The organism is Leptolinea tardivitalis (assembly GCF_001050275.1).
Classification (GTDB): domain Bacteria; phylum Chloroflexota; class Anaerolineae; order Anaerolineales; family Anaerolineaceae; genus Leptolinea; species Leptolinea tardivitalis.
In genome coordinates this window covers 86237-110194 of record NZ_BBYA01000010.1, presented here as the reverse complement: position 1 = coordinate 110194, position 23958 = coordinate 86237, and the positions used below count along the sequence as shown (strand labels likewise).

At 50.1% G+C, this 23958-nt stretch carries 22 protein-coding genes; 4 read left to right on the top strand and 18 right to left on the bottom strand.

Annotated features, from left to right (window positions below; all coding sequences use genetic code 11):
- Positions 1 to 8 precede the first annotated feature (8 nt).
- The 16 genes from LTAR_RS10065 to LTAR_RS09990 form a co-directional block, all read right to left on the bottom strand.
- Positions 9 to 1709: a carboxypeptidase-like regulatory domain-containing protein gene (locus LTAR_RS10065; protein ID WP_062422115.1), complete on the bottom strand. Its 1701-nt coding sequence runs from the start codon at positions 1707 to 1709 to the stop codon at positions 9 to 11.
- A gap of 8 nt (positions 1710 to 1717) precedes the next feature.
- Positions 1718 to 4669 (bottom strand): WD40/YVTN/BNR-like repeat-containing protein, encoded by a 2952-nt coding sequence (locus LTAR_RS10060; RefSeq protein WP_062422114.1) that lies wholly within the window; start codon positions 4667 to 4669, stop codon positions 1718 to 1720.
- A gap of 101 nt (positions 4670 to 4770) precedes the next feature.
- The gene (locus tag LTAR_RS10055) at positions 4771 to 5901 is read right to left on the bottom strand and encodes a glycosyltransferase family 4 protein (RefSeq protein WP_062422113.1); all 1131 of its coding nucleotides are present in this window, start codon (positions 5899 to 5901) and stop codon (positions 4771 to 4773) included.
- Positions 5901 to 6887 carry a glycosyltransferase family 2 protein gene (locus LTAR_RS10050; RefSeq protein WP_062422112.1) on the bottom strand — a complete coding sequence of 329 codons (987 nt, stop codon included), beginning with the start codon at positions 6885 to 6887 and terminating at the stop codon, positions 5901 to 5903. The genes LTAR_RS10055 and LTAR_RS10050 overlap by 1 nt, the downstream gene beginning before the upstream one ends.
- Positions 6884 to 8725, bottom strand: a complete 1842-nt coding sequence (locus LTAR_RS10045; protein WP_062422111.1) for an ArnT family glycosyltransferase — start codon at positions 8723 to 8725, stop codon at positions 6884 to 6886. Before LTAR_RS10045 ends, LTAR_RS10050 begins: the two co-directional genes overlap by 4 nt.
- Before the next feature lie 111 nt (positions 8726 to 8836).
- Positions 8837 to 10366 carry a hypothetical protein gene (locus LTAR_RS10040; protein ID WP_062422110.1) on the bottom strand — a complete coding sequence of 510 codons (1530 nt, stop codon included), beginning with the start codon at positions 10364 to 10366 and terminating at the stop codon, positions 8837 to 8839.
- Between the two features lie 8 nt (positions 10367 to 10374).
- On the bottom strand, positions 10375 to 11499 hold the full coding sequence (locus LTAR_RS10035) for a glycosyltransferase (RefSeq protein WP_062422109.1): 1125 nt from the start codon (positions 11497 to 11499) through the stop codon (positions 10375 to 10377).
- 7 nt (positions 11500 to 11506) lie between these two features.
- A complete protein-coding gene (locus LTAR_RS10030) occupies positions 11507 to 12871 on the bottom strand; it encodes a lipopolysaccharide biosynthesis protein (RefSeq protein WP_062422108.1) in 1365 nt (454 codons plus the stop codon).
- Entirely contained in the window at positions 12868 to 13842 is a 975-nt protein-coding gene (locus LTAR_RS10025; RefSeq protein ID WP_062422107.1) for an NAD-dependent epimerase/dehydratase family protein, read from the bottom strand. The genes LTAR_RS10030 and LTAR_RS10025 overlap by 4 nt, the downstream gene beginning before the upstream one ends.
- Positions 13842 to 15158: a nucleotide sugar dehydrogenase gene (locus tag LTAR_RS10020; protein ID WP_062422106.1), complete on the bottom strand. Its 1317-nt coding sequence runs from the start codon at positions 15156 to 15158 to the stop codon at positions 13842 to 13844. The genes LTAR_RS10025 and LTAR_RS10020 overlap by 1 nt, the downstream gene beginning before the upstream one ends.
- Positions 15159 to 15168: 10 nt before the next feature.
- Entirely contained in the window at positions 15169 to 15807 is a 639-nt protein-coding gene (locus LTAR_RS10015; RefSeq protein WP_062422105.1) for a uracil-DNA glycosylase, read from the bottom strand.
- Positions 15794 to 16354: a ribosomal protein S18-alanine N-acetyltransferase gene (gene rimI / locus LTAR_RS10010; protein WP_062422104.1), complete on the bottom strand. Its 561-nt coding sequence runs from the start codon at positions 16352 to 16354 to the stop codon at positions 15794 to 15796. Before rimI ends, LTAR_RS10015 begins: the two co-directional genes overlap by 14 nt.
- Entirely contained in the window at positions 16354 to 17019 is a 666-nt protein-coding gene (gene tsaB, locus LTAR_RS10005) for a tRNA (adenosine(37)-N6)-threonylcarbamoyltransferase complex dimerization subunit type 1 TsaB (protein ID WP_062422103.1), read from the bottom strand. Before tsaB ends, rimI begins: the two co-directional genes overlap by 1 nt.
- 1 nt (position 17020) lies before the next feature.
- A complete protein-coding gene (tsaE, locus tag LTAR_RS10000; protein WP_062422102.1) occupies positions 17021 to 17515 on the bottom strand; it encodes a tRNA (adenosine(37)-N6)-threonylcarbamoyltransferase complex ATPase subunit type 1 TsaE in 495 nt (164 codons plus the stop codon).
- A 12-nt stretch (positions 17516 to 17527) separates the two neighbouring features.
- A complete protein-coding gene (locus LTAR_RS09995) occupies positions 17528 to 18673 on the bottom strand; it encodes an MGDG synthase family glycosyltransferase (RefSeq protein ID WP_062422101.1) in 1146 nt (381 codons plus the stop codon).
- On the bottom strand, positions 18654 to 18863 hold the full coding sequence (locus LTAR_RS09990) for a DUF951 domain-containing protein (RefSeq protein WP_236686599.1): 210 nt from the start codon (positions 18861 to 18863) through the stop codon (positions 18654 to 18656). The genes LTAR_RS09995 and LTAR_RS09990 overlap by 20 nt, the downstream gene beginning before the upstream one ends.
- A gap of 56 nt (positions 18864 to 18919) precedes the next feature.
- Here LTAR_RS09990 and LTAR_RS09985 point away from each other — a divergent pair, with 56 nt between their 5' ends.
- The 3 genes from LTAR_RS09985 to LTAR_RS09975 are packed head-to-tail and all read left to right on the top strand — an operon-like array spanning position 18920 to position 20813.
- Complete coding sequence (locus LTAR_RS09985; RefSeq protein ID WP_062422100.1) at positions 18920 to 19552, top strand: site-2 protease family protein; 633 nt, start codon at positions 18920 to 18922, stop codon at positions 19550 to 19552.
- 4 nt (positions 19553 to 19556) lie between these two features.
- Positions 19557 to 20525 (top strand): prephenate dehydrogenase/arogenate dehydrogenase family protein, encoded by a 969-nt coding sequence (locus tag LTAR_RS09980; RefSeq protein ID WP_062422099.1) that lies wholly within the window; start codon positions 19557 to 19559, stop codon positions 20523 to 20525.
- 12 nt (positions 20526 to 20537) lie between these two features.
- A complete protein-coding gene (locus LTAR_RS09975; RefSeq protein WP_062422098.1) occupies positions 20538 to 20813 on the top strand; it encodes a GIY-YIG nuclease family protein in 276 nt (91 codons plus the stop codon).
- Between the two features lie 60 nt (positions 20814 to 20873).
- Here LTAR_RS09975 and LTAR_RS09970 read toward each other — a convergent pair whose 3' ends face one another.
- The gene (locus LTAR_RS09970) at positions 20874 to 21428 is read right to left on the bottom strand and encodes a phosphoribosyltransferase family protein (protein WP_139044495.1); all 555 of its coding nucleotides are present in this window, start codon (positions 21426 to 21428) and stop codon (positions 20874 to 20876) included.
- A 275-nt stretch (positions 21429 to 21703) separates the two neighbouring features.
- On the opposite strand from LTAR_RS09970, the gene era reads away from it, so the two are divergent.
- Positions 21704 to 22624 carry a GTPase Era gene (era, locus tag LTAR_RS09965; RefSeq protein WP_062422096.1) on the top strand — a complete coding sequence of 307 codons (921 nt, stop codon included), beginning with the start codon at positions 21704 to 21706 and terminating at the stop codon, positions 22622 to 22624.
- Between the two features lie 49 nt (positions 22625 to 22673).
- Here era and LTAR_RS09960 read toward each other — a convergent pair whose 3' ends face one another.
- A complete protein-coding gene (locus tag LTAR_RS09960) occupies positions 22674 to 23876 on the bottom strand; it encodes an ABC transporter substrate-binding protein (protein WP_062422095.1) in 1203 nt (400 codons plus the stop codon).
- Positions 23877 to 23958: the final 82 nt, after the last annotated feature.

Genomic DNA, 23958 nt, shown 5'->3' with positions numbered 1-23958 from the left:
ATTATAATTTACTTCACGATCATCCGGGAAGATTCCATTAAGATATCGGGGTCTTTCCAACCTTTCAGGTCAGCCAATGATCTGTATGCCCGACGGAACCATACCTGCACATCCACCGTCACCGGGGATGATGGGGAAGCAGAGAACAGGTATGTGCTGTCATCACTGGTCAGCGCGGGCAGACGGGTATCGCTTTCCAGACGAGTCGGATTCCAATAAGCACCGGTCGGACTGATTCCCGTCCAGAGTTCGGATAATATCTTCGCATAGCCCTTGCCGGGTAATCCGGCATAATATCCGTCTTCTGGATTGCCCACACCGGTCCAATCAGGCAGGGTGTCACCCTGAATCAACGTTAACGGTTGTCCGGAGGAATTATATGCCCTGACAAGCAAGATCATTTGCCTCAAAGGTGAATCGGTAGGAATGTGATGCCCTGTACGATCGTTATAGAGCCGTACATCCACCCGGATGGCGTTATTATTTTCCATTCGACGGGCAGATGTAGTAAGGGTTAATGCATTCTGCAACAGTTCCTGGCTGGCCGCCCCGGGGAATGTATGGGCATGTATGCTGTCTGGATCGCGGTTAACTCCACCTTTTCCTTCGGCCACATTGGTTATTGTGATGCCGTTCAAGATAGTGGGTGACGGCATGTGGCACTGCTGACAGGTGCGGCCGGTCACCGGGTTACTGTATGAACTGGCCAGCCATTCACCGTATGAGTTGTATATTTGCGTATCCCAGAACACACCATAATGGCAGGAGGCACAGTAGCGGCTCTCAGACAGTAGTGGGAGTTTTGTATCTTCTTTTGGAACATTGTCATCATCAAATGTGCCAAAAAATAGCTGATATCTATCTTTATCGTCCGGAAACGGCCGGCGAATATCCAGTGAGAGTACGCCGGGCATCCCCGGATCAGGCAGGCTATTTTCTTTAACGGATGTGTCGGCTATTTTGTGGCAGAAATCACAATGGATGCCATACGTATCCACTCCTGTGACAGAGTTGGGATCAACACCATAAGCGTCGGCCAATGCCGCTCCAGGGATGTGGCAGGTACTGCAATTCCCGTTTGATTCAGGGAAATCGAGCTTAAATCCGGGTCCGTAATATGGTCTGGAGGTGTCCGGCGGCAGCGGCATCCTTCCATAATCCTGGGTGGTGACATAGCGTGTTAACGGGCTGGTCTGACCGGAAAGGTTGGTTCCGTAATACATAGTGAGAAAACGCGGATTTTTTGCCGATTTTCCATGAGCGTCATTGTTCAACCAGACCTGTGTAACGGTCGGCTTGCAGGAATAACAGGAGTTGGTCCCTTCAGGCGGAACCCAGGCATACTCCGGATTATCCGTTATCTGATATTTCCTCAATACAAGCCGTGGAAGTACCTGTCCAGCCTCTACATTTTCCTGAGAAGAACAGTAATAACCTTCCTTCCAGGCAGAGATAGTTACGGGTTGTTTGTCTGTGTGGGAAAAAAGGATGAAGCTGCCGTCAAGGTTTGTTGTGGTAGATCCTTTTTCCGTTTGAATGCGTACTGTGGCGCCTTCCACTGGCTTCCCGCTTTCATCCACCACATAACCGATATATGGGGTGGTGGTAGGAGTCTGAATGGCCTTGTCTTTATCCCTGGAATGAGACGTGATAGCACCAAGAACCAGGAGACTACCTGCAATGATCAGGATGAAAGGGCATGGTTTCATAAACAGCCTTATGGATGATGTTTCCTTTTATTTTTTACCAGAGGAATTGTAAAGATCATAACAGCAGGGATGGTAGAACATCCGGCAAACAGATCATTAACGTCCACTTTTTTATGAGTTGAGGGCGCATTATTTTCTGTTGATTGTTCCAGGACTGCCGATGAATCTGACTGGATTGGAGTATCAGAATTCTGTGTTCCAGAGGATTCGATCGAAACATCATCCGTGCGTTCCGGAATGGAAGCAGGAGGTTGGTTATTCAGGTCAAGACGGAAGACACCCATTCCTTCTGTTGCAGCATACAGATGAAGGCCGTCGCTGGATAAAGACATTTTATTTACTGCCCGGTTTAGCAGACCAGTATTGATCACCTTCCAGTTTTTTCCTCCATCAACGGAACGATATACACCACTGAATAAATCAGAGACATACATAACCTGTGGTTGGATGGGGTCGAATACAATATCCGTTAGAAATGCTTCAGAGATCAAACCGTTGCTGCTGCGTTTCCAGTTGATCCCGGCATCAGTGCTCACCCACAATCCAGCGTGGTATTTTGCCGCAAAAATAACAGATGGATCTGCGGGAGAAATTTCAACGGCTGTTAATCTGGTGGATGACGAAAACTCCTTGCCCGGGTTGGTCCAGGTTTTTCCTCCATCAGTTGTCTGTAAAAGGCCGTGGTTAAACGTGGCAGCATATGCCGTCAGAGGTTTGTTCGGGTGGATGGCAATCTGCATTACAACGGCATTTTTCGTAATGGCATCATTGGCATCAGCCCATGAAAGGCCACCGTCAGTAGATCTAAGAAACCCTTTGGCCTCAAATTGCGGTTCTGAAATCCCACAGGATTGGTATCCGATTCCTCCGGCATACACAACAGAAGGGTCTGATGGTGCAAAGGCTAAAGTCCGCCATGCAAAATTATCTTCTGGCGAGCTATAGGTTTGCGTGAAGGTGCGTCCACCATCAGGAGAATACAACAGTGCACGGCCACAATTCAATTCGGCAACAAGCTGGGATGGGTTTGATGGATTTAGAGCGATTACATGGTAATCATTATTGCGGAAACTTCGGTTGGGAGTGTCCCAATTGCTGCCCCCGTTACGACTTTCGAAGAATCCGCTTCGTCCAACTGCATATACATGTCCGGGGGATGTGGGGTCTACGGCGATATCGCGAATCATAGAACCGGTATAGCCGTTGGATGTATCCTTCCAGGTACGACCGGCATCTTCTGTTATGAAATTTCCACCACCATACGCATTGGCAAACAATCGGTCAGGATCACGTGGATCTGCCTGGAAGTCAATAGGTTGTCCACCCAATAAACCGGGTGGCCCCCATCCTTCACTGGCTTTATTAACTTGTATCCAATTCATCCCACCGTCATCACTACGGTAGAACTCTGTAAAATTTCCGGCATACGCTCGATTCGGGTTGGCAGCAGAAATCTCCACAGATGTCACAGCGTATAGCTGCAGTGTCTGCGTCCAACTTTCCCCTCCATTTTTGGTTATATACACTCCCGAACCTTCCGTGAAGGTATTATTTCCAACACCTGCCAGCAGAATATCCGGATTTGTGGGATGCATAACCAGCGATCCAACATACAAGTTCTTTAGACCATTATTAATAGCGTGCCAGGTTTGCCCGCCATCTGTGCTTTTTAAGATGCCTTCACCCCCCTGTTTCCCGGTCTTGAAGTCAGAATCAGCAGCTTCGCGATCGAAAATGCCAGTTGAAAGGTACAGGACGTTTGAATTACGAGGATCAATTAATATATAACGACCCAGATTGTTGCCTCTCCAGATTTCTTTCCAAAGTTGACCACCGTTTGTTGTTTTATACACTACGCCTTTTACTTTATCGAATTTTCCGCCGAATTGTTCAGAACCACTCCACTCCCAAGAAGAAAGTTCGCCGGCTGTGTAAACAATATTATTATCTCCTGGATCAATGGCAAACCCGCGCAAAGTCAGGGTTGGAAATCTGATTCCATTGTCCATCTTATGCCAGGTTTCCCCGGCATCTGTGGATTTGAATGCACCACGCTGTCCGGTTGTACCTGCCCAGATTAAATCAGGATTGGTTGGAGAGATCGTAAGGCAAAAAATGGGGATCTGATCACCGGTTTCACCGGCACGAATGGAAATACCTTTATTTATGGCTTTCCAGGTATGACCACCGTCGATGCTTTTGAAAACGCCAGCTTTGGCATCAGTCACATACATTACATCCGGGTTTTCGGGGCTCATACGGATATCATAGCCAAGTCCACCTAATGGGCCACCCGTATTTATCCACTTAAGGGTGTTGGGAGGAGCTACTACGGTTTTCCCGGCAGAAGCAGCAGTGGTGATGGCCTGGGTGGGTATACCGACGATCACATCATCCACAAGTGTTGCAGCTTCTGTAAGGTTTTCAAAGGCTACTCCACCGGATGTCAGGGGATTCGGATCGGTATATACAAACAATCTGCGGTTGTCACATAAGACCTCAATCCTGCCTCCAACAACAGTGATGCGTATTAGATGCCAACCAGAGCCAATTCCTCGTCCCGTTGCCAATCCATCATGGATGGTATTTTGGTCATCCTGCCGGGAGAGATACGATTGATTACGACTCAGTCCAATAAAATAGCGAACGGTTCCCAACAGGCGGATATTGGCGTGCATCACGGCGGAGCTCTGCGAATTCATCCGAAATTGCAGGTAATAATCATCCCAGGTTTTACCAATCAAATCTGCCCAAACATGGCCGCTTCCATACAGGGCTTTGCCATTCTCTGATGGAACAATGGCCCAGCCTTCTTGCAACCGCCATTCATCGGCAGAATCGGAATTGAAATTTTGAGAATAAACAATTTCATCTGCAAGCAATCCAGTTTGCATTGCGTATGGATATTCCCCCATGGACGCCAAAAGAATTAACAGCGAAAAAATCGCTGAAATTTTCATATGCTTTCCTGAACTTGCCTCCTGCAGGAAAAATTAGCCCCTGAATTATTTTAGAATAGCACATGAATTTTAAAAAGTAAACAAAACCAAAAAAGTTATACTTACTTTGAAGCGTTCATCAGCACATTTTCGTACTTTGCCACAATGCGTTCCAGCGAAAAGATTTCAGCTGCTTCCCGGCTGGCCAGACGCGTGTGCTGCAGGACTTCGCGATCAGTCAGCCAGCCCCGCAGGGCGGAGGAAAACCCGGCCGTATCATCAGGGTCAAAGAGATACCCGTTGGACGGGGCATTTACCAGGTCAGGGTTGCCCCCGGCACGGCTGAGCAGTAAAGCCAGTCCCATGGCCATACCCTGCACGCCCACCACTGGCAGTCCTTCAGAGAGCGACGGCAGAAAAAGGATATCGCTTTTTGCAAACCAGTCTTTCACACCTGTGGGTGTCAACCAGCCGGGAAAGGTAAACCGGCTGCGCAGGCCGAGTGAATTGACCAGTGCTTCCACATCGGGTTTCAGGGCGCCGTCGCCTGCCATCACACACGTCCACGGCAGGTCTTTCACCTCATTCAACGCGTAAACCACCTGCAGGGGGTTCTTCTGCGGCACAAAGCGACCGGCAAAAACAACCTGCGGCGGATCATTTACGGTTATTTCACCCGGATCGTAGTCATGTGTATCCACCCCGTTGGGAATGACCACAGGCGATATACCGGGATAGGCTTCTTCCGCCAGATGACTGGTGAAACTGCTGACGGCGCACACGGCGGCCGCCTTTCGCCAGATGGGGGGTGTCAAGGGATAAATAAATTGGAACCATTTACCGGTCTTTTCCGGTACTCCGCCCGGCACGTCTCCCAGATGGGCGGTGATCACATATGGCACTCCGGTAAGAATTTTCAATGCCAACCCGAGTGCCCCGGCTGGCACAGCAAAATGCACATGGATCACGTCAGGACGCCACCGGCGGATTAAGTTAAGACAGAAAGGCAGCCCGGCCAGCAGGTAACCGGCCATAGCACCTAGAGGCGCGCGGAATTCCTGTTTCCGGCCGGATTTCAGCCGGTAAATCGTCACACCGTTTTGCACCTCTTCCGCCGGCAGGCTGCCAAAAGCGGCTGTCACCAGTCGTACATCATGCCCCCGGACGGCCAACCCGGTGCAGATATCCTGGGCAACCCGGCCGCCGCCACCGCCGATGGGCGGGTATTCATGGCAGAGGACGAGGATGCGCATCAGTCGCCCGGATGCAAACTGTAGGAATTATGGTTGTTTGATGAACCGTTCAGAAAAGTCCGCACGGTATAGGTCGGTTTTGCCTGAGATTCATGGTATGTGCGGGCCAACAGTTCAGCGATCAAACCAAGCAGAATGGATTGCATTCCCAAAATAAACAGCATGACACTGAGAAGCAGCAAAGGTGATCGCACCAACGATTCGTTAAACTGTACTTTTCGTATGATGATATATAACAATGAAATCGCACTTAATCCCAGCATCCCAAAACCAGAACCACCAAACAGATAGATGGGTTTGTTGGCGTAGCTGGTCAGGAACTTGACTGTCACCAGATCGAGAATCACCTTCAGCGTCCGTTCCAAGCCGTAATTCGCTTTACCATGTAAACGCGGGTGATGGTGAACTTCCATTTCTGCAATGCGCGCACCGACAGAGTTGGCATACACAGGGATAAAGCGGTGCATTTCGCCATACAGGCGGAAACCGGTGATCACCTCGCGTTTATAGGCTTTGAGGGTGCAGCCGTAATCGTGCAACGGAACTCCGGTCACCCAGCTGATCAGTCCATTGGCAATGTGTGAAGGAAGTGTGCGGGTGATAAAGGTATCCTTGCGGTCACGCCGCCACCCGCTGACCACATCATAGCCCTGGTCAATTTTCTCAATCATGGCAGGAATATCCCGGGGATCATTTTGCATGTCGGCATCGCACAACACGATCAACTCTCCAGCAGAATGGTCAATTCCTGCGGCAATGGCGGCAGTCTGACCGAAGTTGCGGCGCAGGAGCACACAGCGGTAATGATCAGGATCTGCTGTAACGAATGATTCCAGAATGCCGGCGCTGCCGTCTTTACTGCCGTCATCCACCAGAACCGCTTCCCAATCGTAATGATTAGATTTCATTACGTCATCGAGAACGGTTTTAAGTACCGGCAGATTTTCTTCTTCGTTATAAACAGGAACAATTACAGATATTTTCATTTAATTCGCTTGAACGTATGGATTCGGGAATTGCTTCGGCAGGTGGCGATATACTCCGTCATCGGCAATTCTTCAAAGTGTTCCGAGTCTAACACGGTATTGTAATCTTGTTTATAGGCGTAATCGACGATAAACAGGTAATCCGCTTCATTCAACCATTTTTTCTGGAGTTCTTCATTCCAGTAGCCATAGCGAAACAGGTCATCTGCATTACCGCCGCGCCGAAAGGCATACCCGTCATTTAATTGCGGACCGTAAATGTTGATGTCTTTCATGTACAAAAGCGGGGCGGGCGATAATCCGCCTTCCCAGTAGATTTTGGAGCCAGGTGGTACCAGCGATGCCAGATGCCGGCCGGCTGCCTCGGTGGTGGCGATGACGTCACCGCCGCAATCCGGTTCGGGTGGATTCCCGAATACAACCGTTGGACTGAGCAACAGCCCCAGAAGGAAGAACGAAAGCAGGGTGAATGCGCCCCATGAGATGTTCGGGCGGTTCTTTCTCCAGAATTGGAAGGCGGCTGCTGTCAACAGAAGGAAAAGAACCGTTACAACAAAACCGGCCACCGTCGGAATGATTTGCGAAAGCTGGTCGTAGGAATATCCAAATTTATTGGACAAAGCCCGCCAGAGTTCCGTGGAACCCGGCTGGAATTGCATATTCTTGATGCGCGGGATACTCAACCTCATCAGGGTATCGTCAAGTTCCTGATAGGCGCCATAGCTGATGCCCGTGCCGGTGAACAGAATAAGCAGGATGATAAGGGCCTGCTGCCACCAGGATGTTTTCAACCGAAGAAATGGCGCAGATACAGCTACCATTGCTACGCCGATAATGCTGAAAAAGTTCAGGTACAGGCCGAAACAAAAGACGCAATAGTCCTTCCAGAGGGCGGCATACATGTGGGCAGCGACCATCAGTACGGTGGTTACGGCCAGAAATACCACGGTTCGAAAGCTGGACGTCTTCCGCCAGCCCGAGCCATCCGGCCAGAGGAGGAGCAGAACGATCAGACCGAACATCATGGCAAAGTGAAAGCGTATTCCCTGCCAGAAGGAATAAATGCGTGAGGCCAGATTGATGTTTGGATCCCAGATGGCTGTTGCGGCTGGAAGCTGGGGAAAAAGTTGGGTGAGTTGACGGGGTATCCAGGAAGACCAGATGACCGTCATAATGGTTGGCCAGTAGAGGATGTGCACTAACACCAGCAAGATTGTGCCGGGGACAGCTGTCAGCAGAGCCTTTTTCCAGCCGTGTTCAATGATGATATAAATCAGATAGAAACCAAATACCGGGAGCATGTTTTCACGGGTGAGAATGCTGGCAGCAAAAATCAGGCCGGAGGTCATCAATTGCCAGATTTTGCGATCCCGTCCTACACCAATCGCAATGGCTGTCATTAACAGGCAGCTCACCACACCTTCTGACAGTGCCTGAGCATACATGCGCACCACACCCGGATTAATGGCGATCACCGCAACGGCTGCGGCTGCCCACCATGCACCGGCTTCCCGCCGAACAAACCACCATAGTGATATTAATGTGATCAATCCGAGGAAGATAGCAAATATCCGGCCGGTTAGTAACCCGGGTCCAAACACTGCCTGGGCAAGGCCGGGAATAAGGAAGGCAAAGGGCATCTTGTTCGTCCAAACCCCGTATGGTTGGAACGGTTGAAATACCCCGGTAACGAAAAGTAAACCCTTATAAAGATAATTACCTTCATCCAATGTGGAAGGAAGCTGGTGAATATAGACCAGCGCCTGCCCCAGAAAGAGCAGCAACCCGGCACCGGCTGCCACGATGGGTATTGAATGATGCTTTGCGAATTGTTTCATAGATAGATGGGTATTTTATCATCACCACTGTCTGTTCATTCGAGGCAAAGGTATACCATATGGCGTTCGATATTCAAAAAAAAGAGCGGTCAACCGACCGCTCAATACTGCTCAGGCTTTTTGTTTTCGCTTGACCCAATCCCACACTGCGCCACCGATTAACACACCCAGCGAGAGGAGAATGATCACCAAAAGCATTGTGTTGAATGGCATCCGGCTCAGGAGGTTGTAATAACGGCTTAAATACCATGAGATGAAAAAGACCAGGAAGATCCCTTCCACTACGAGAATTCGTCCCAGCCAGGCGTCTTTGTTGCGGCGGGCGAAGTTCCAACCCCAGGCCGCGATCAACGCCAGCCAGGGGAGGAAGATGGTGCGGTAGCGCGGATTGTCCCACTGGTCACCACCCGCCCGGGCGGATGAAATGACCACCCACACAACACAGGCCAGGGTTGACCAGGCCAGCAGACGGCGGCGGATCGGGTCTTTTTCACGCCAGAGAGCGATCAAGGCGTAGACTATGAATGGAGCCAGGGCATACCATCCGGCGGCCAGCAGGCTGCTGGTCACCCGCCAGATAGGCAAAGCCGGGTCTGTAAGGGCGGCGGGCAAGACTGGTTGTGTCAAACCGTAGCCAACAATAAAGGGGATACGCAGGTCAACCCCCAGTTCTTCAATGGCTTTCTGGATGCGTCCACTGTTGTATTCGGTCATGCGGGTATCAAACACGGAAGTACTGGCCACCCAACGCCATCCGTAAACGGCAAATACCAGCGCCGCTCCAATCAAAATGACCCAGGAAATCTTCTGCCATTTTTCGGGAAGTGCATCCACATAATGCTCCAGCCAGAACCAGACAGCCAGTACTCCGATGATCGGAAGTGCCACCCGGCTGGAAAACCAGGCCATGGCACCCAGACTGACAATGAGGACGGCGATAACATTTTTCCGGTCAGCCGATTTCCACATAGCTGCCGCCCAAAAGGCAATGGCCGCCAATCCCAGGATAAAGGGTTCGCGCATTTGCGAGGCACCCAGCAAAATACTGCTGGGGTAAAGGGCAAATATCCAGGCTGATAGCAAAGCTGGGGCATCCCCGAAACGTTTACGCAATGCCAGAAACAAGAAAGGAATGCCAATGCTGCCGGCGAAAGCAGTGAAAAGAACGATGAACAGCGGGCGGTGAGCATCTGAACTGAACACAGAATACACGGCCGCGCTGAATGCCAGCAGACCGCCGTACTGGTCTGTCACATATTCTTTCCCTGTAGCAGCTTCCATCACTTGATGCGCCTGCGATAGTTCCCATGATTGTCGGTCGCGCTGTGCGGCATCATAAAAAACATACCCGGCATTCTGAGTAGGTTCGTCATATCCGAAGGTGGGGAGCAAGGTGTACATCCCAATCCCTACAAGCATACGCAACAGATACGCCAGTGACATTATCCAGGCCAATGTTCGGGTGCTTCCTGCCCATTTCCAGGCTGAGAGAAGTCCAAATACCGAACATGCCGCAATGAGGGCAGAACCCCAGAAACTGTTAATAAATGGACCCGGAGAAACCAGGGCAACGAGGATGCCAAATAGAACACCCGCCAAAATAGAGATAAGAGCAAATTTTAATAATTGATTCTGTTTCATATGATGGATCAGTCCATTCCTTCCAATGCCAGTCTGGCCCGGTTTTTCCAGGAATACTGCATAGAATCTTGTTTTGCCTGTCTGGCAAGCAAGGCCGCACCCTCAGGGTCAGCCCGAAGTTCTTGTATTGTCTTCACCCAGGAATCTACATTTACCGGAGGGCAAAAAATGGCGTTGCTTACATTCAACACTTCATGAAGCACGGGCAGTTCGCTGGTCATAATGACACGGCCGGTGGCCAGATAATCAAACATTTTCATCGGGCTGCAAATCTCGGCGGAATTACCTCCGCTGCTCCCGGCAATGGCTTTTTCGTAGGGCATCAACAAAACGTCGCCTGCAGCCTGATACAGAGGAAGTTGCATTTTGGGGACGAAACCGGTGAGGATGACATTCTTCAATCCGGCAGACTCTACTTTTGTCTTCCATCGGGCTGTATCTTCGGGTTTTCCTCCCACCCACAGGAAAGTGACATCCGGCAGGCGGCCGGCCAGCTCGAACAGCAGATCCATTCCGCGCCCGGCATAAAAATGACCGGTATAGACAGCGGTGAATCTATCCGGTAGATCGAGAATAGATCGAGCCATGGCTGTATCCGGCAGGTCGCGATAGCGTTCCAGATCAACCCCGTTGGGCGCAATGCGGATGATCTCAGGGTCAATGGATTCGTGAAGCTGCTTTTCCAGTCGTTGTTGAAGGGCACGGGTAATCACCAGTACACGTTTTTTCTGTTTTGAACCCAGAAACCAGCGAAAAAAACGGGGGCCGGCAAAACCGGTTAACCGGTCGTGCAGTTCAAGCACGGCGGGAAGGCCGTTCTTTCCTGCCAGCCAGGCCGCCTGCGGCAGCCATGTGTAGACCAGATCTGCCTGCCAGTGCCGGGACTGTTGTACACTTTTCCAGATGAAGTCATAGCGTTTTAAACGTGGGTTGGATGCAACGAAAGTCACGTCAAACCGAGAGGATAACTCATACAGATCAACCAGATCATCCCACACTACCTGACTATCACCCGGGAAGAATACACGAACTTCATGCCCGAGAGATGCCAGGGCATGCGATGCCTTGACGGCCTGGATGCTGTTGGCTGTATTGGAAGGAATCACCGAAGGGGTTATACAGGCAATCTTCATGGTCAAATCAGGAACTGGCTGGCAGGGGAGAGACTGATTCTACTTTGCGCAGCGTCTGGAAACCCTGCACGATAATCATACCAACTGTGAAGACAAAATACGCACTCAACAACCAGGCTTCCGTCAAATAACCGGCGCCCGGTAAAAGCAGAAATGCCAGTGCAACTTTTACGACCATCCCCCAGAACCCAACCCGCAGGGGAACTTCTGCCCTGCCAAGTGCCAGCAATAAAGGACGGTTCCAGAACAGAATATTAGCCGTGCCAAAACCGATCAACAAAATCATGAGAACCGGGAAAGAAGGCAGGAATTCGGGGCGATAGATATGAATGGTCTTCCCGAAAATGAGCCAATTCTGGAAGAGCACCGGTTTTCCAAATAGCAACAGACCAAACGCTACGGCACCAGTCCAGGCGGCGGCGATCAAGGTGACCCTTTGCAGCAGGCGGCGCAGGTTGTCCCATTTGAATTGTGCTACACAACGGGTGATTTCAGGATACGTGGTACTGATGAATGGTGTGATGGGCATCACCACCAGGTTGATGATGGCCAGGGCGGTTTTGAAATACCCGGCTTCCAGAGGTGAGAAGAAATATCCCACCCACAACACTTCGCTATCGCGGGCGACCATATTGATCGTACTGCTGAAATTGGTGCTTAGTGAAAATTTTAGGAATTCTGATTTAGGCGGCAGCAGGTTGAATGGCGCCTTGAACCAGTCAGCGCCGAGCATTTTCGGCAGCCAGTAGATGGCTAATAAGATTGGTGCCAGACCAAGAATCACTTTACCGGTCAGGTAAGCCAGCATCACAGTCATCAATCCGGTTTTTGTGAAATAGGCAACCACGATGATGGCGGCAGTGGCCACACTCTGTAAGAAGTTGATCATAGCCTGGCTGCGGTAATGCCCACCTATTTGCAAGATTCCGGTGGCTGTTTCGGTGGTGATGTTGGACAGAATGGACAGTCCATAGATCAGAAAAAGGGGTACAGTAGTCGGATCATCCGCCAGGTAACGGGCAGCCAGCGGCGCCAGGGCAGCCAGAATGCCGTAAGCCAGCAGAGAAGTAACTCCTTCGATTAAGGCGGAAGCCTTGACAACGGCTGCAGCAGCCTGTTTCTCGTCTTTTGCCAGGTGGTCACTCATGTATTTGACGACCACATCACCCATGCGGAATGATAGCAGCCGGTTCACATTGGATACGGTACTGATGACAATCCCCAGGACGCCAAACACACGAACCCCCAGCAGATTGGCGGTCAGAATACTTAACAGGGCACTGATCACATTGCTGGTGAACAAATACCCTGAATTTTTGACTACGCGGCCCAGCACGTGATCTTGCCGCCAACGATCCAGCCAGCCGTTCATGGGGTAAGTATCTGACTGACCCAGCTGCGTTCAGACAGGTACCAGTTCACCAGATTGGGGATGCCCTCTTCCAATGAAACTTGCGGTTCCCAACCAAGCATGGAACGGGCTTTATCCACATTGGCGCTGTTTTCCATCACATCGGCAGGATGCCGGTCCTGGTAGATCACATTGGCTTTCTTGCCCACCAGGTCTTCCACTTTGTGGATCAGGTCATTGATTGTGATTACCTGGTGTCCTCCCAGATTGATGACCTCATACCCGACGGGTTTCAATCCGAGAATGGTACCGCGGGCAATGTCATCCAGATAGGTAAATCCGCGGGATTGAGTCCCGTCTCCATTGACACGCACCTCGCGGCCTTCGGCAATCCACTGGCAAAACCGAAACATGACCATATCCGGCCGGGCAGCCGGACCGTATACGGTGAAATAGCGGAAGATAGTTACATCAAGGTTGTGAAGGTAATGGTAGCTGTGGCACAATGCCTCGGCACCTTTTTTTGTGGCTGAATAGGGTTGTAATGGGTAATCTGACGAGGCAGTCTCCGGGGTTGGGATGGGCGGATTGGACCCGTAGATGCTGGATGTGGAGGCCAGAATGAACTTCTTCGTACCTGTCCGTACAGCCACCTCAAGCATATTGAGAGTACCGTTGACGTTGGTGTTTACATACACCCACGGGTTCTCAACGGATTGCCGTACACCGGCGCGGGCGGCCAGGTTAATTACGCCGTCATAGGGACCTTTATCGACCAGTGCCAGGGCGGCATCTTTATCGGATATGTCCATTTTGACGAAATTAAACAATTCCTGTTTTTGCAGCCGCTGAAGGCGGTAATCCTTCATGCGAACATCATAGGCGTCATTCAGATTATCAACGCCCACCACAGTGTGCCCGGCATCCATCAGAAACTGACTGACGCGGGAAGCGATGAAACCGGCGGCTCCGGTGACAAGGTAGCGGCTCATTACAACCTCACGACTTTCGGATTGTCTTTGCCTGCGTCTCCCAGGGCATTACGGGTATCCAAAATCAGTTGGGCTTCGGCTAGGATGGCTTTGTAATCATACGTGGAGTGGTTGGTAACTATGACCACACAGTCAGCTTCACGCACGGCTTTCATCAAATCCGGCACAGATTGCATGGTCCAGCCGTCATGCTGGATGGTGGTGATGCGTGGATCATGATAGCTGACTTCGGCACCTTTCTGCTGCAACAGGTGGATCACATCCAACGCCGGAGATTCGCGCAGGTCGTCAATGTCAGGTTTATACGCGGCGCCAAGAACGAGGACTTTGCTGCCGTTGATGGCTTTCTTGCGGTCATTCAGGGCGTCCTGTGTTTTTGTCACCACAAAGCGCGGCATACCAGTGTTGATTTCAGACGCCAGTTCAATGAATCGAGCAGTGTAATTCAGGGCTTTTAATTTCCAGGAAAGGTATAACGGATCGATCGGAATACAGTGACCGCCCAACCCGGGGCCGGGAGAAAATTTCATAAAGCCGAATGGTTTTGTTGCGGCGGCATCGATCACTTCCCAAACATCAATGCCAAGCCGGTCGCAAATGAGAGCCAGTTCATTTACCATTCCGATATTGATCATGCGGAAAGTGTTTTCCAACAGTTTAGCCATTTCAGCAACTTCGGCAGATGATACCGGTACCACCTTTTGGAGGGCGCCAGAATACCAGGCGGAAGCCACCTTGCTGCAGGCTGGAGTGATTCCGCCCATGACTTTGGGGGTATTGATGGTGGTGAAATCTGTTCGGCCAGGATCCACGCGTTCGGGTGAGAAGGCCAGGAAAACGTCTTTTCCTACTTCTAATCCGGCTTCCTGATTCAGACGGGGCAGGATCAATTCTCGGGTGGTTCCAGGATAGGTGGTGGATTCAAGCACAATTACCATGCCGGCATGGACATATTTCGCCAGCTGGTCTGTGGCGCTGACAATGAAAGAAAGATCAGGATCGCCCGTCTTCCGCAATGGGGTAGGGACACAGATGCTGACGGCGTCTAAGTTTTTGATGGCAGAAAAATCGCTGGTGGGGATCAATTTCCCGGATTTAATCAGTTTGGCTACAGTCTCTGAGGGAACATCCAGAACATAGCTCTTTCCCTTTAATAAGGAATCCACTTTGCTCTGCATGGGTTCGATACCCGTTACTGTGAAACCGGCTTCGGCAAATACCACTGCCAGAGGCAGGCCGACATATCCAAGTCCTAGAATGCCGATATGGGCTGTTTTATTTTCAAAGCGTTCAATCAGTTGCTTTTGATAATCCATTTTTGTCCTCTTAGAAAAGACTGAGTTGTGTAGCAGAATCGGCTGGATCTTCAGACTGGGCTGCCGGAGCCTGCGTAACAGGTCGGGCAGGGACATTCTGTTTGATCGATTCTGCCAGATGTAAAAAATCACGTTCAACCGTAGATTTTAATGCCGGTTGATGTAAAGCGGCAGCCGGATGGTACATGGGAACGATAATTCGTCCATTTACTTTGCTGGCCTGTCCGTGAACGGCTCCAATGCGTGCCCGCGGAAAGAAAATGGCCATTGAAAACCGGCCAAGTGTGACGATAACCTTCGGGTTTATGGCGGCTATCTGGCTTTCGAGATAGTCGCGGCAGGCGGCTAATTCTTCGGGAAGTGGATCCCTGTTATCAGGCGGACGGCATTTTACCACATTGGTGATGAAGACTTCTTCACGGGTCAGGCCGGCCCTGGCCAGCAATTCACTGAGAAAATTGCCGGCGGCACCCACAAAAGGACGCCCCTGTTCATTTTCATAGAATCCAGGTCCTTCGCCGATCAGCATGATCTGCGCATTAGAAGGTCCCTCGCCGGGTACAGGCAGTTTCCTCGTGGAATGTAAAACACATTGCTGGCAGATTGATATTTGATGGGCTATCTGAGCCAATGTATCAGCAGGCGTCATGCGAACCTCCACCGGCCTGGTCAATACCTGAAGCCAGGAATCGTGCTTCGATGGCAGACAGGTTATCTAATGTTAACTCATTCATATCCATCAGCAATGCGTCTTCGTGATTATCCACATAATAATTCTTGCGAATACCTACCTGTACAAAGCTGAACTTTTTATACAGATCAATAGCAGATAAATTGCCCGCACGCACTTCGAGCATGGCATGTGTGGCACCTTCCCGGCAGGTTTCTCGCAGAGAATGCAGCAAAAGACGCCAGCCGATGCCATTTCTGCGGTAGTCTTTATGCACGGCAAACGTGGCTACATGGGCTTCATCTTCGATTAGATAAATCACGATCATTCCAAGGATCTTTTTACGATCGCCGGTATCTTTTGTGGCGGCTACAAAACACCGTGATACATGACTCCCCGTCAATTCATAGACATACGAATTGAAAGGCCAGGGCAGGGTAAATGAATCCAGCTCTATCCGGTAAACCTGGGGAAGATCATCCAGCGTCATGGGACGCATTTCGAAGTCCTCAGGAATGGGATTCATCAGGCAATTACCTCATTCACATGCAGATAAATGGGAGCCAGGGTGACCGGGTCGTCAGACTGATTGTCTTCCAATTTTTTCCAACCGAGTTCAGCCAGAACAGACGGTCGGCGCAAACCCTGCGCGGGAGAACACAGGTGTACGTTTTTCCATTTGCGCGAAAGGATCTGCCGTTCTTCGGCAGTCAGCTCACCGCAAATGAGAGACGGTTGATGGATTTCGTCGCACAGGTCTTGCGCAGTCTGAACTTTCATGTCACCCGTAAATGTCCACCCATTTTCTTTGTAATCATACCAGCAAACCGCCAGACGGGTTCGCCCGGCTGGCAAAACGGCCGCCATTGGCAGGTCTGAGGGCGGTTGTGCAGCAGCCAGAGCATCCAATGATGGGATACCTGCCACCGGGATCTTTAATGCCAGTGCCAGACCTTTGACGAAAGCCAATCCGACCCGCAGGCTGGTGAATGAACCAGGCCCGGTAGCCACTGCGAGACCAGTCAGGTCTGATGGAGTGTTATGATTCTGCTTGAGCATCCGGTCAACCGCCGGAGCCAGTTCTACGGTATGGCGGGCCTGACTTTGCCACAGGCTTTCTGCCGGTATTCGATTCCCATCATATAAAGCCAGACCCAGTGTCTGTGTGGATGTATCTACAGCCAAGAGCATATCAGGCTCCTACTACTTTCTTCTTAAATTGATCCATTAAAACCTGGCTGCGTTCACCATAGGCGGTGAATAACAGGCCGCGTTGTTCATCAGCCATCCAGGTCATATTAATCCAGAGTGCATTATGCGGCAGGGCATCCTTGATGCGTTCGGCCCATTCGATCATCAGGGCACCCTGTTCCAGCATCCGATCAAGATCAAGATCAAATGCTTCAGCCGCATTCTCAAGCCTGTAAGCGTCCATGTGATACAGGGTCTCTCCAGACTTGCGGTGATACTCATTCACAAGAACAAAGGTGGGACTGGAAACCGTATCCACCGAATTCCAACCACGGGCAATTCCCTGAACCAGCGTGGTTTTTCCGGCACCCAGATCACCGCTCATACAGATCAGGTCGCCCGGTAAAAGCAATGAACCTATCCGGGTCCCCAGTCGGCGGGTTTGTTCGGGGCTGCGGCTGAAGAATTCAAAATTATGAGTATCCATAATCGGCATTTGTGCCGTCCTTTATTCAGGATGGGTAATCCCCACCCGGGCTGCCAGAATGCGGGCAATTTCGCGGGCGGCCTGTGGTCGGGCAATCCGGCGGCAGGCGGAGGCAGTCTGCCAGCGCAGTTCGGGTTCTCGCAACCACTTTTGCAGGGTTTGCACCACCATTTCTGGTTCCGGCGCCCAGACGCCCGCTCCTTCGTTAACGACATAATCTACATTACCATCTTCCTGGCCGGGCATCTTACTGTACAGGATGATTGGAAGACCGGCGATACATGCCTCGCTAATGGTGCCTGGACCGGCTTTGGTGACCAGTACATTGGAAGCCTGCATTAAATCTGGCATATTCTTGACAAATCCATAGATCGTGACCGGCATATTCCAGTTATGCTTTTCCAACCGGTCTTTCAAATCCCGGTTGCGTCCGGCGATGATGACCAGGGCAGCATTCAGGTGGGCATCATTGATGGCATGGGCTGTCTTTTCCAACGGGCCCATCCCTTCCCCTCCACCGATCAAGAGAATTACCGGAAGATCAGTCGGCCAGCCGAGACGTTGGCGGATTTCCTGAGAATCTTCTTTCATATGGCAGAATTTATCCGCTACTGGCAGTCCAACCACTTTGATTTTTTCGGGATCGATACCAAATTCAATTCCATTTTCTCGTGCAATGTTTGTGGGAACGATGATTAAATCTGCCCGGTTGTCATACCAGGCGGCATGCGTCGAAACCATATCTGTAACAACCGTGATAAATGGGTTGCGCCGGTTGCGCAGGGTGCGCAGCACAGGTGTGTTCATTAATGGGTGCACGCTGACAATCAAATCACAGGGATGTTCTTCCATCAAGCGGTAGATCGACCGGCGGATATACGGCCACGCTACATTGTTAATATTGCGAATACGTCGGGGGCTGTTGGTTTGACGATACCCAAAGCTCCAGGCGGCCGGGATACGAGATAGCGGCGGATATATTTCAGGGGCTTTGTTCAAAGGTGGAGGAGCATAATCGCGGAACAGGTCAACCATTTCATAGGTGATCTGGTTGGGGAATTCCAATTCGATGGCTTCAATGATGGCTTCTGAAGCACTGCGGTGCCCGCCGCCGGTATCGGAAAACAGGAAAACAATATGAGGTATTTCAGGTTGACGAATTTGCATCGGATTCTTTCGGTATATGTTTTTTTAAGCGTCTGGCCAGCTCACGACGTGGAAGGATAATTTTCCGTTTGCAGATGCAGCATTCCAGACCGATATCTGCCCCCAGGCGGATGATCTTCCACTCAAAACTTCCGCAAGGATGGGCTTTGCGGAGCCGGACGACATCTTCAAGATTTATATCAGGCAACACGCAAAAAATTATACTCTACCCCCGCATGTTATAATCCTCCAACTGTCATGTTAAACATGAATCTGGCTACAATTCTTTCCAGAATTGTCACACTGGTAATTGCTTTTACCGTGCATGAATTTTCGCATGCCTTTGTGGCTAATGCATATGGCGATGATACGCCACGACTGCATGGCCGGTTGACGTTAAATCCGCTGGCTCACCTGGATGTGATGGGTTCCATGTTGCTTCTGGTGGCTGGTTTTGGCTGGGCCAAGCCGGTTCCCATCAATCCGTATGTTTTAAAGAGTCGATCACGGTCTTCTGTGATGTGGGTATCTCTGGCCGGGCCGATTTCCAACCTGTTATTAGCCTTTGTGGCAGCCCTTCCGCTGCGTTTTCGTCTGGTGCCCTACTCACCGGTTCAAAACATTCTTTTCCCCACGCCATTTTATTTTTTACTCGAATTCATTGTGATAAATCTGTCTTTGGCGATTTTTAACGTGATCCCGGTTTCTCCGCTGGATGGTGAGAAGGTGCTGGAGTATTTACTGCCTTCCAGTGCCCTTCCATCATTTGAACGGCTTCGCCCTTATGGCCCGATGATCCTGCTGGTCGTAGTTTTTGCTCTGCCATACCTGGGTCTTGACCTGATCAGTTTGATCATGACACCCATCATCCGCGGCTTACTTCAATTGTTTGTAGGATAAAACTATGGACACAACATTTACCATAATCGGATTGGATCGAGTTGGCATTTCACTGGGACTGGCATTGAAAAAGGCAGACGACGGATTCGTATGTACAGGTTTTGACTTTGAAGCCTTCCGCCGTGATGAAGCTGCCCGGTTGAAAGCCGTGGATAAAACAGAGGCAGATCTTCATCCATCTGTCCGAAATGCCGACGTTGTTTTATTGAATGTTCCGGCAGGTGATGTGATCGCCTGGCTGGATGAATTAATGCCCGAATTAAAAGATGATGCGGTTCTGGTGAACCTTTCCGCCGCTCACAATGCCGTCTGCGAATGGGCGGCTGCCCATTTACCTGCCCACCGTACTGTGGTCAATGCCACTCCGTCTATCCAGGGAAACTGCCTATCGAATGATGATCCCACGGCGGACCTTTTTAGAGAAGGTCTTGTGCTGGTTTCCACCCCAAGCGGAACCGGTGAACAGGCCATTCAGCAGGTGGAAATGCTATCTGAAATCCTTGGTTCCACCGTCATGTTCTCGGATCCTCTGGAAGCCGATGGCCTGCTTTCTCAGATAGATTTATTCCCCCGGCTGGCCATGCTGTTGTACCTGAGAAGCATCACCGGTCAGCCTGGCTGGAAGGATGCCCGCAAAATTACCGGACCTGTCTTCTGGCAGGCGGCGCAAATTCTTGGGATGTTCCCGGTAGGGAAATTGGCGTCACAGGAAATTACATATCAGCGCGAAAACACTCTGCGGATGCTGGAAATGCTGCGCGAGCAGATTGACCGGCTTCAAGAAGAAATTCAATCTGACGAGGCGGCGGTTCTGGAGAAATCTCTTCAGAAAACCCTGGAAGATCACGATGCCTGGGTAAAACAACGTATTGAAGGCAGTTGGGATGGCAAGGGAAAGGGTGATGATGAGGTCAAGTCGGCAGGGATCTGGAAAAAACTTCTGGGGATCAGTCTTCCACAAAAGAAAAAGTAAGGTTTCTGCCTGATGGCTTTCTTCTGTTATATTGTTGAATGTTCTGACGGCACGTACTACACCGGGTGGAGCACTGATCCAGAACGCCGGACAAGAACCCACAATGCCGGGCGAGGGGCGCGCTATACCAGCACCCGCCGACCGGTAAAGTTGGTCTATATTGAAGAGGTTGAAAGCCTTTCTGCTGCTTTAAAACGAGAACGTTCGCTCAAGACACTGGATCATCAACGAAAGCGGAAACTTGCTAATGCCTATAAACAGGTATGCATTACCGATAAAGAAATATAAAACTCCTGCCAGAAAATGAACTGCAAAATGGCAGGAGTTTTTGATTTTATACAATGAAAATCAATCAGAGAAAACCGGCAGATGCCCCAGAGAAACGATCTGATTCCATTTGGCGCGTTCGCCTTCGGTGAGGATGGCTGCTTCGGCGGCAACGTTGGCGTTGGCTTTTTCCATCAGCAGACGCATTCCCTGAAGGGTGGAACCGGTGCTGATCACATCATCCACAATCACAACAGATTTTCCATCCAACAGGCGCAGGTCTTTTTCATCCAGATACAGAGTCTGCGGCTGACCAGTGGTGATGGAAAGTGTTTCAGCAGAAAGCGCCTTACCCATATACGGTTTGTAACTCTTGCGGAGGATCACGTACGGCTTGCCCGTTTCAATGGAAAGGGAATAAGCCAGTGGGATGCTTTTGGTTTCGGCAGTGACCAGAATTTCATAGTTCAGGGTCGCCAACTTCTTGGCCAATTCTTTTGCACAGGCCTGTACCAGTTCGGTATCGCCGAGGATATTAAGGATGGCGATTTTTAAGCCTGGTTTGACTTCAAACAGCGGTAGATCGCGGTGAACACCGGCAATATCAATAGGATAGACGGGACGCTTGTCTGTCATTGAGATTCCTCCAGAGGGAAATTATGACGAATAAATACAATATACCCCAAAGTGTATCATAAAGAAGCTGAAATACGAGTAACGAGTGATAGAATCGGTACGTGCCGGGGACGCCGACCCCGGCACGTACATAAGGAGGAGAAGAAGAAGAGAAGTCGCCCTTTGATATTTAATATACCCATCGCCGCCCGGTACCGCTTGACGATTACCCTACGCTTAACCTACGCTGGTCTAACAATTTCATAAAAATAAAATGAAAGATTCATTAAGAGAAAATGAACCAGGATACTCTAAATTATAAAGCCGGATATATCGCTTTGGCGGGCCGCCCCAATGTGGGCAAGTCAACATTAGTGAATACCATCATGGGACAAAAGATTGCGGCGGTCTCTCCAAAACCTCAGACCACCCGCCGGCGCCAGCTCGGCATTCTCACACTACCACAATCGCAATTGATCTTTGTGGATGCCCCCGGCATCCACCTTCAACATCACAAGCTGGGTGAAGCCTTGAATCAGACCGCCGAAGAAATCATCTCAGATGTTGACGTGATCGCCTGGGTGGTCGATGGATCGGCTGAACCTTCAGGAGATGACCTTCAAGCCCGCGATTTATTAATCCAGGGGAAACGCCGGAAAAAACTGGTACTGATCGTCAACAAAATTGATCGTGTGCTGGAAGAGAATAGACCGGCCGTACTGGAACGATACCAGTCATTATTACCCGATGCCCGCCCTGTGCTGGTTTCTGCGACAACAAAAGAAGGTGTGGATGAACTTCTGGCTGTTATTTCCGATCTGCTGCCGGTTCATCCTCCATATTATGACGAAGATGAAATCACCGATCTGTACGAACGGGAAATTGCTGCTGACCTCATCCGTGAAGCGGCATTAAAACACCTGCGTGAAGAAGTGCCGCATGCCCTGGCTGTGCGCGTAGACGAATTCAAAGAACGGGAGGATGGCAAAACCTATGTGGCTGCCACGCTGTTTGTGGAGCGTGAATCACAGAAGGGCATCGTCATCGGCCAGGGTGCAGAAATGTTGAAACGCATTGGAACCAGCGCCCGGGTTGAGATGGAAAAAATGGGTGACCGCTCAATATTCCTTGAACTGCGTGTCAAAGTGGCAAAAGGCTGGCGTGATGATCCAGATTTTCTACGCCGGTTGGGTTTCGAAATCAAAAAGAAGAAATGATCAAAGAATATTCAGAATAATTCATCAGGCCGGGATTTATCCCGGCTTTTTAATCTTTCGGAGGAACTTCGGTTACGAACAAAGACCGGCCATAATTGTATTGTGATATCACCACGGGCTTTTTGGGGTTATGGAAATCATCAAACCGTATCATTCCTGTAACTCCGGTCAATTCCAATTCTTCCAATGCATCTCTTACTTTGACCACATTGTTCTTCCCGACGTTATCAAAAGCGGTCAGTAACAGGGAAGCTGTATCATACCCCAGGGCAGCTATCATATCGGGGCGTTTCCCTGTCTTTAGTTGGTATGTTTTCACAAATTCAACTGCTTCTGGCCGTGGATTGTTTATTGAAAAATTCGTGGAATACAAGCCTTTCTCAACCACACTCTTGATCAAATTTCTATCTTCCCATGAATCAGGACCCGCCAGTTGAGCCTTGATTCCGGCCGTTTGGATCTGACTGGCTACCAGGTTTAATTGTTTGCTCCACATCGGCAGATAGATTACATCTGGATTAAGGTCTCGAACTCTGGTCAGGATACCTGAAAAATCCTTATCAGCACTGATCCCTAATGAATTCATCAGGATTGTTCCGCCTTCTCCTGTATAGGTGTTGGCAAAAGCCTCGGCCAGTTCGTAGGAATACATATCATCGCTGTTTGCCAGAATGACGGCTTTTTTAAACCCGTTCAATACCAGATAGCGAGCCATTGCTTGAGCCTGATACCTGTCAAGGTAACAGGTGCGGAATACAAACCTTCTTCCATTGCCATCGGAATCAATCGTCAACATGGGTGACGAGGCAGCCGGACTGATCTGCAACGCCCCTGATTGATCAAGTATGTCAGCGAGTGCAACAGAAGCCTCAGAACAGACATCGCCGATAAAGTAGGTGATGGTTTCCTCATGGATCAGACGATTGGCTTCAGAAATGGTTGTTTTGGGATCACACTTTGTATCAGCATAGACTGGAACGATCTTCCATCCATTTTCTGCATGGGAATCGTTCCAATCGTTGACAACCATCATTACACCATTGACCAATGACTTCCCATAAACAGCCATATTCCCTGAAAATGGTGCCATAATGGCAACTTTAATCTCTACAATTGGTACAGGTGTTTCTGGTGTTGTCGTTGTGTCAGGAGTAGGGGTTTCCGATTGAATCATCGGTGATGGTTGAAAGGAAAAGGCCAGAGCCAAACCGGAAAAAACAATGACCAGACATAATTTGCGGGTGATTTTCATTTTTCCTCCCGTATTCTGGTAAGAGGCCTAACAAGACTCAACCTCTGCATTGTTTGCCGTACTTATATAATAGTTATGAAAC

What these genes read in the sequence shown, in the direction of transcription:
- LTAR_RS10065 (WP_062422115.1), bottom strand. Translation starts at nt 1,709, where the DNA reads ATGAAACCATGCCCTTTCATCCTGATCATTGCAGGTAGTCTCCTGGTT.
- LTAR_RS10060 (WP_062422114.1), bottom strand. Translation starts at nt 4,669, where the DNA reads ATGAAAATTTCAGCGATTTTTTCGCTGTTAATTCTTTTGGCGTCCATG.
- LTAR_RS10055 (WP_062422113.1), bottom strand. Translation starts at nt 5,901, where the DNA reads ATGCGCATCCTCGTCCTCTGCCATGAATACCCGCCCATCGGCGGTGGC.
- LTAR_RS10050 (WP_062422112.1), bottom strand. Translation starts at nt 6,887, where the DNA reads ATGAAAATATCTGTAATTGTTCCTGTTTATAACGAAGAAGAAAATCTG.
- LTAR_RS10045 (WP_062422111.1), bottom strand. Translation starts at nt 8,725, where the DNA reads ATGAAACAATTCGCAAAGCATCATTCAATACCCATCGTGGCAGCCGGT.
- LTAR_RS10040 (WP_062422110.1), bottom strand. Translation starts at nt 10,366, where the DNA reads ATGAAACAGAATCAATTATTAAAATTTGCTCTTATCTCTATTTTGGCG.
- LTAR_RS10035 (WP_062422109.1), bottom strand. Translation starts at nt 11,499, where the DNA reads ATGAAGATTGCCTGTATAACCCCTTCGGTGATTCCTTCCAATACAGCC.
- LTAR_RS10030 (WP_062422108.1), bottom strand. Translation starts at nt 12,871, where the DNA reads ATGAACGGCTGGCTGGATCGTTGGCGGCAAGATCACGTGCTGGGCCGC.
- LTAR_RS10025 (WP_062422107.1), bottom strand. Translation starts at nt 13,842, where the DNA reads ATGAGCCGCTACCTTGTCACCGGAGCCGCCGGTTTCATCGCTTCCCGC.
- LTAR_RS10020 (WP_062422106.1), bottom strand. Translation starts at nt 15,158, where the DNA reads ATGGATTATCAAAAGCAACTGATTGAACGCTTTGAAAATAAAACAGCC.
- LTAR_RS10015 (WP_062422105.1), bottom strand. Translation starts at nt 15,807, where the DNA reads ATGACGCCTGCTGATACATTGGCTCAGATAGCCCATCAAATATCAATC.
- rimI (WP_062422104.1), bottom strand. Translation starts at nt 16,354, where the DNA reads ATGAATCCCATTCCTGAGGACTTCGAAATGCGTCCCATGACGCTGGAT.
- tsaB (WP_062422103.1), bottom strand. Translation starts at nt 17,019, where the DNA reads ATGCTCTTGGCTGTAGATACATCCACACAGACACTGGGTCTGGCTTTA.
- tsaE (WP_062422102.1), bottom strand. Translation starts at nt 17,515, where the DNA reads ATGCCGATTATGGATACTCATAATTTTGAATTCTTCAGCCGCAGCCCC.
- LTAR_RS09995 (WP_062422101.1), bottom strand. Translation starts at nt 18,673, where the DNA reads ATGCAAATTCGTCAACCTGAAATACCTCATATTGTTTTCCTGTTTTCC.
- LTAR_RS09985 (WP_062422100.1), top strand. Translation starts at nt 18,920, where the DNA reads ATGAATCTGGCTACAATTCTTTCCAGAATTGTCACACTGGTAATTGCT.
- LTAR_RS09980 (WP_062422099.1), top strand. Translation starts at nt 19,557, where the DNA reads ATGGACACAACATTTACCATAATCGGATTGGATCGAGTTGGCATTTCA.
- LTAR_RS09975 (WP_062422098.1), top strand. Translation starts at nt 20,538, where the DNA reads ATGGCTTTCTTCTGTTATATTGTTGAATGTTCTGACGGCACGTACTAC.
- LTAR_RS09970 (WP_139044495.1), bottom strand. Translation starts at nt 21,428, where the DNA reads ATGACAGACAAGCGTCCCGTCTATCCTATTGATATTGCCGGTGTTCAC.
- era (WP_062422096.1), top strand. Translation starts at nt 21,704, where the DNA reads ATGAACCAGGATACTCTAAATTATAAAGCCGGATATATCGCTTTGGCG.
- LTAR_RS09960 (WP_062422095.1), bottom strand. Translation starts at nt 23,876, where the DNA reads ATGAAAATCACCCGCAAATTATGTCTGGTCATTGTTTTTTCCGGTTTG.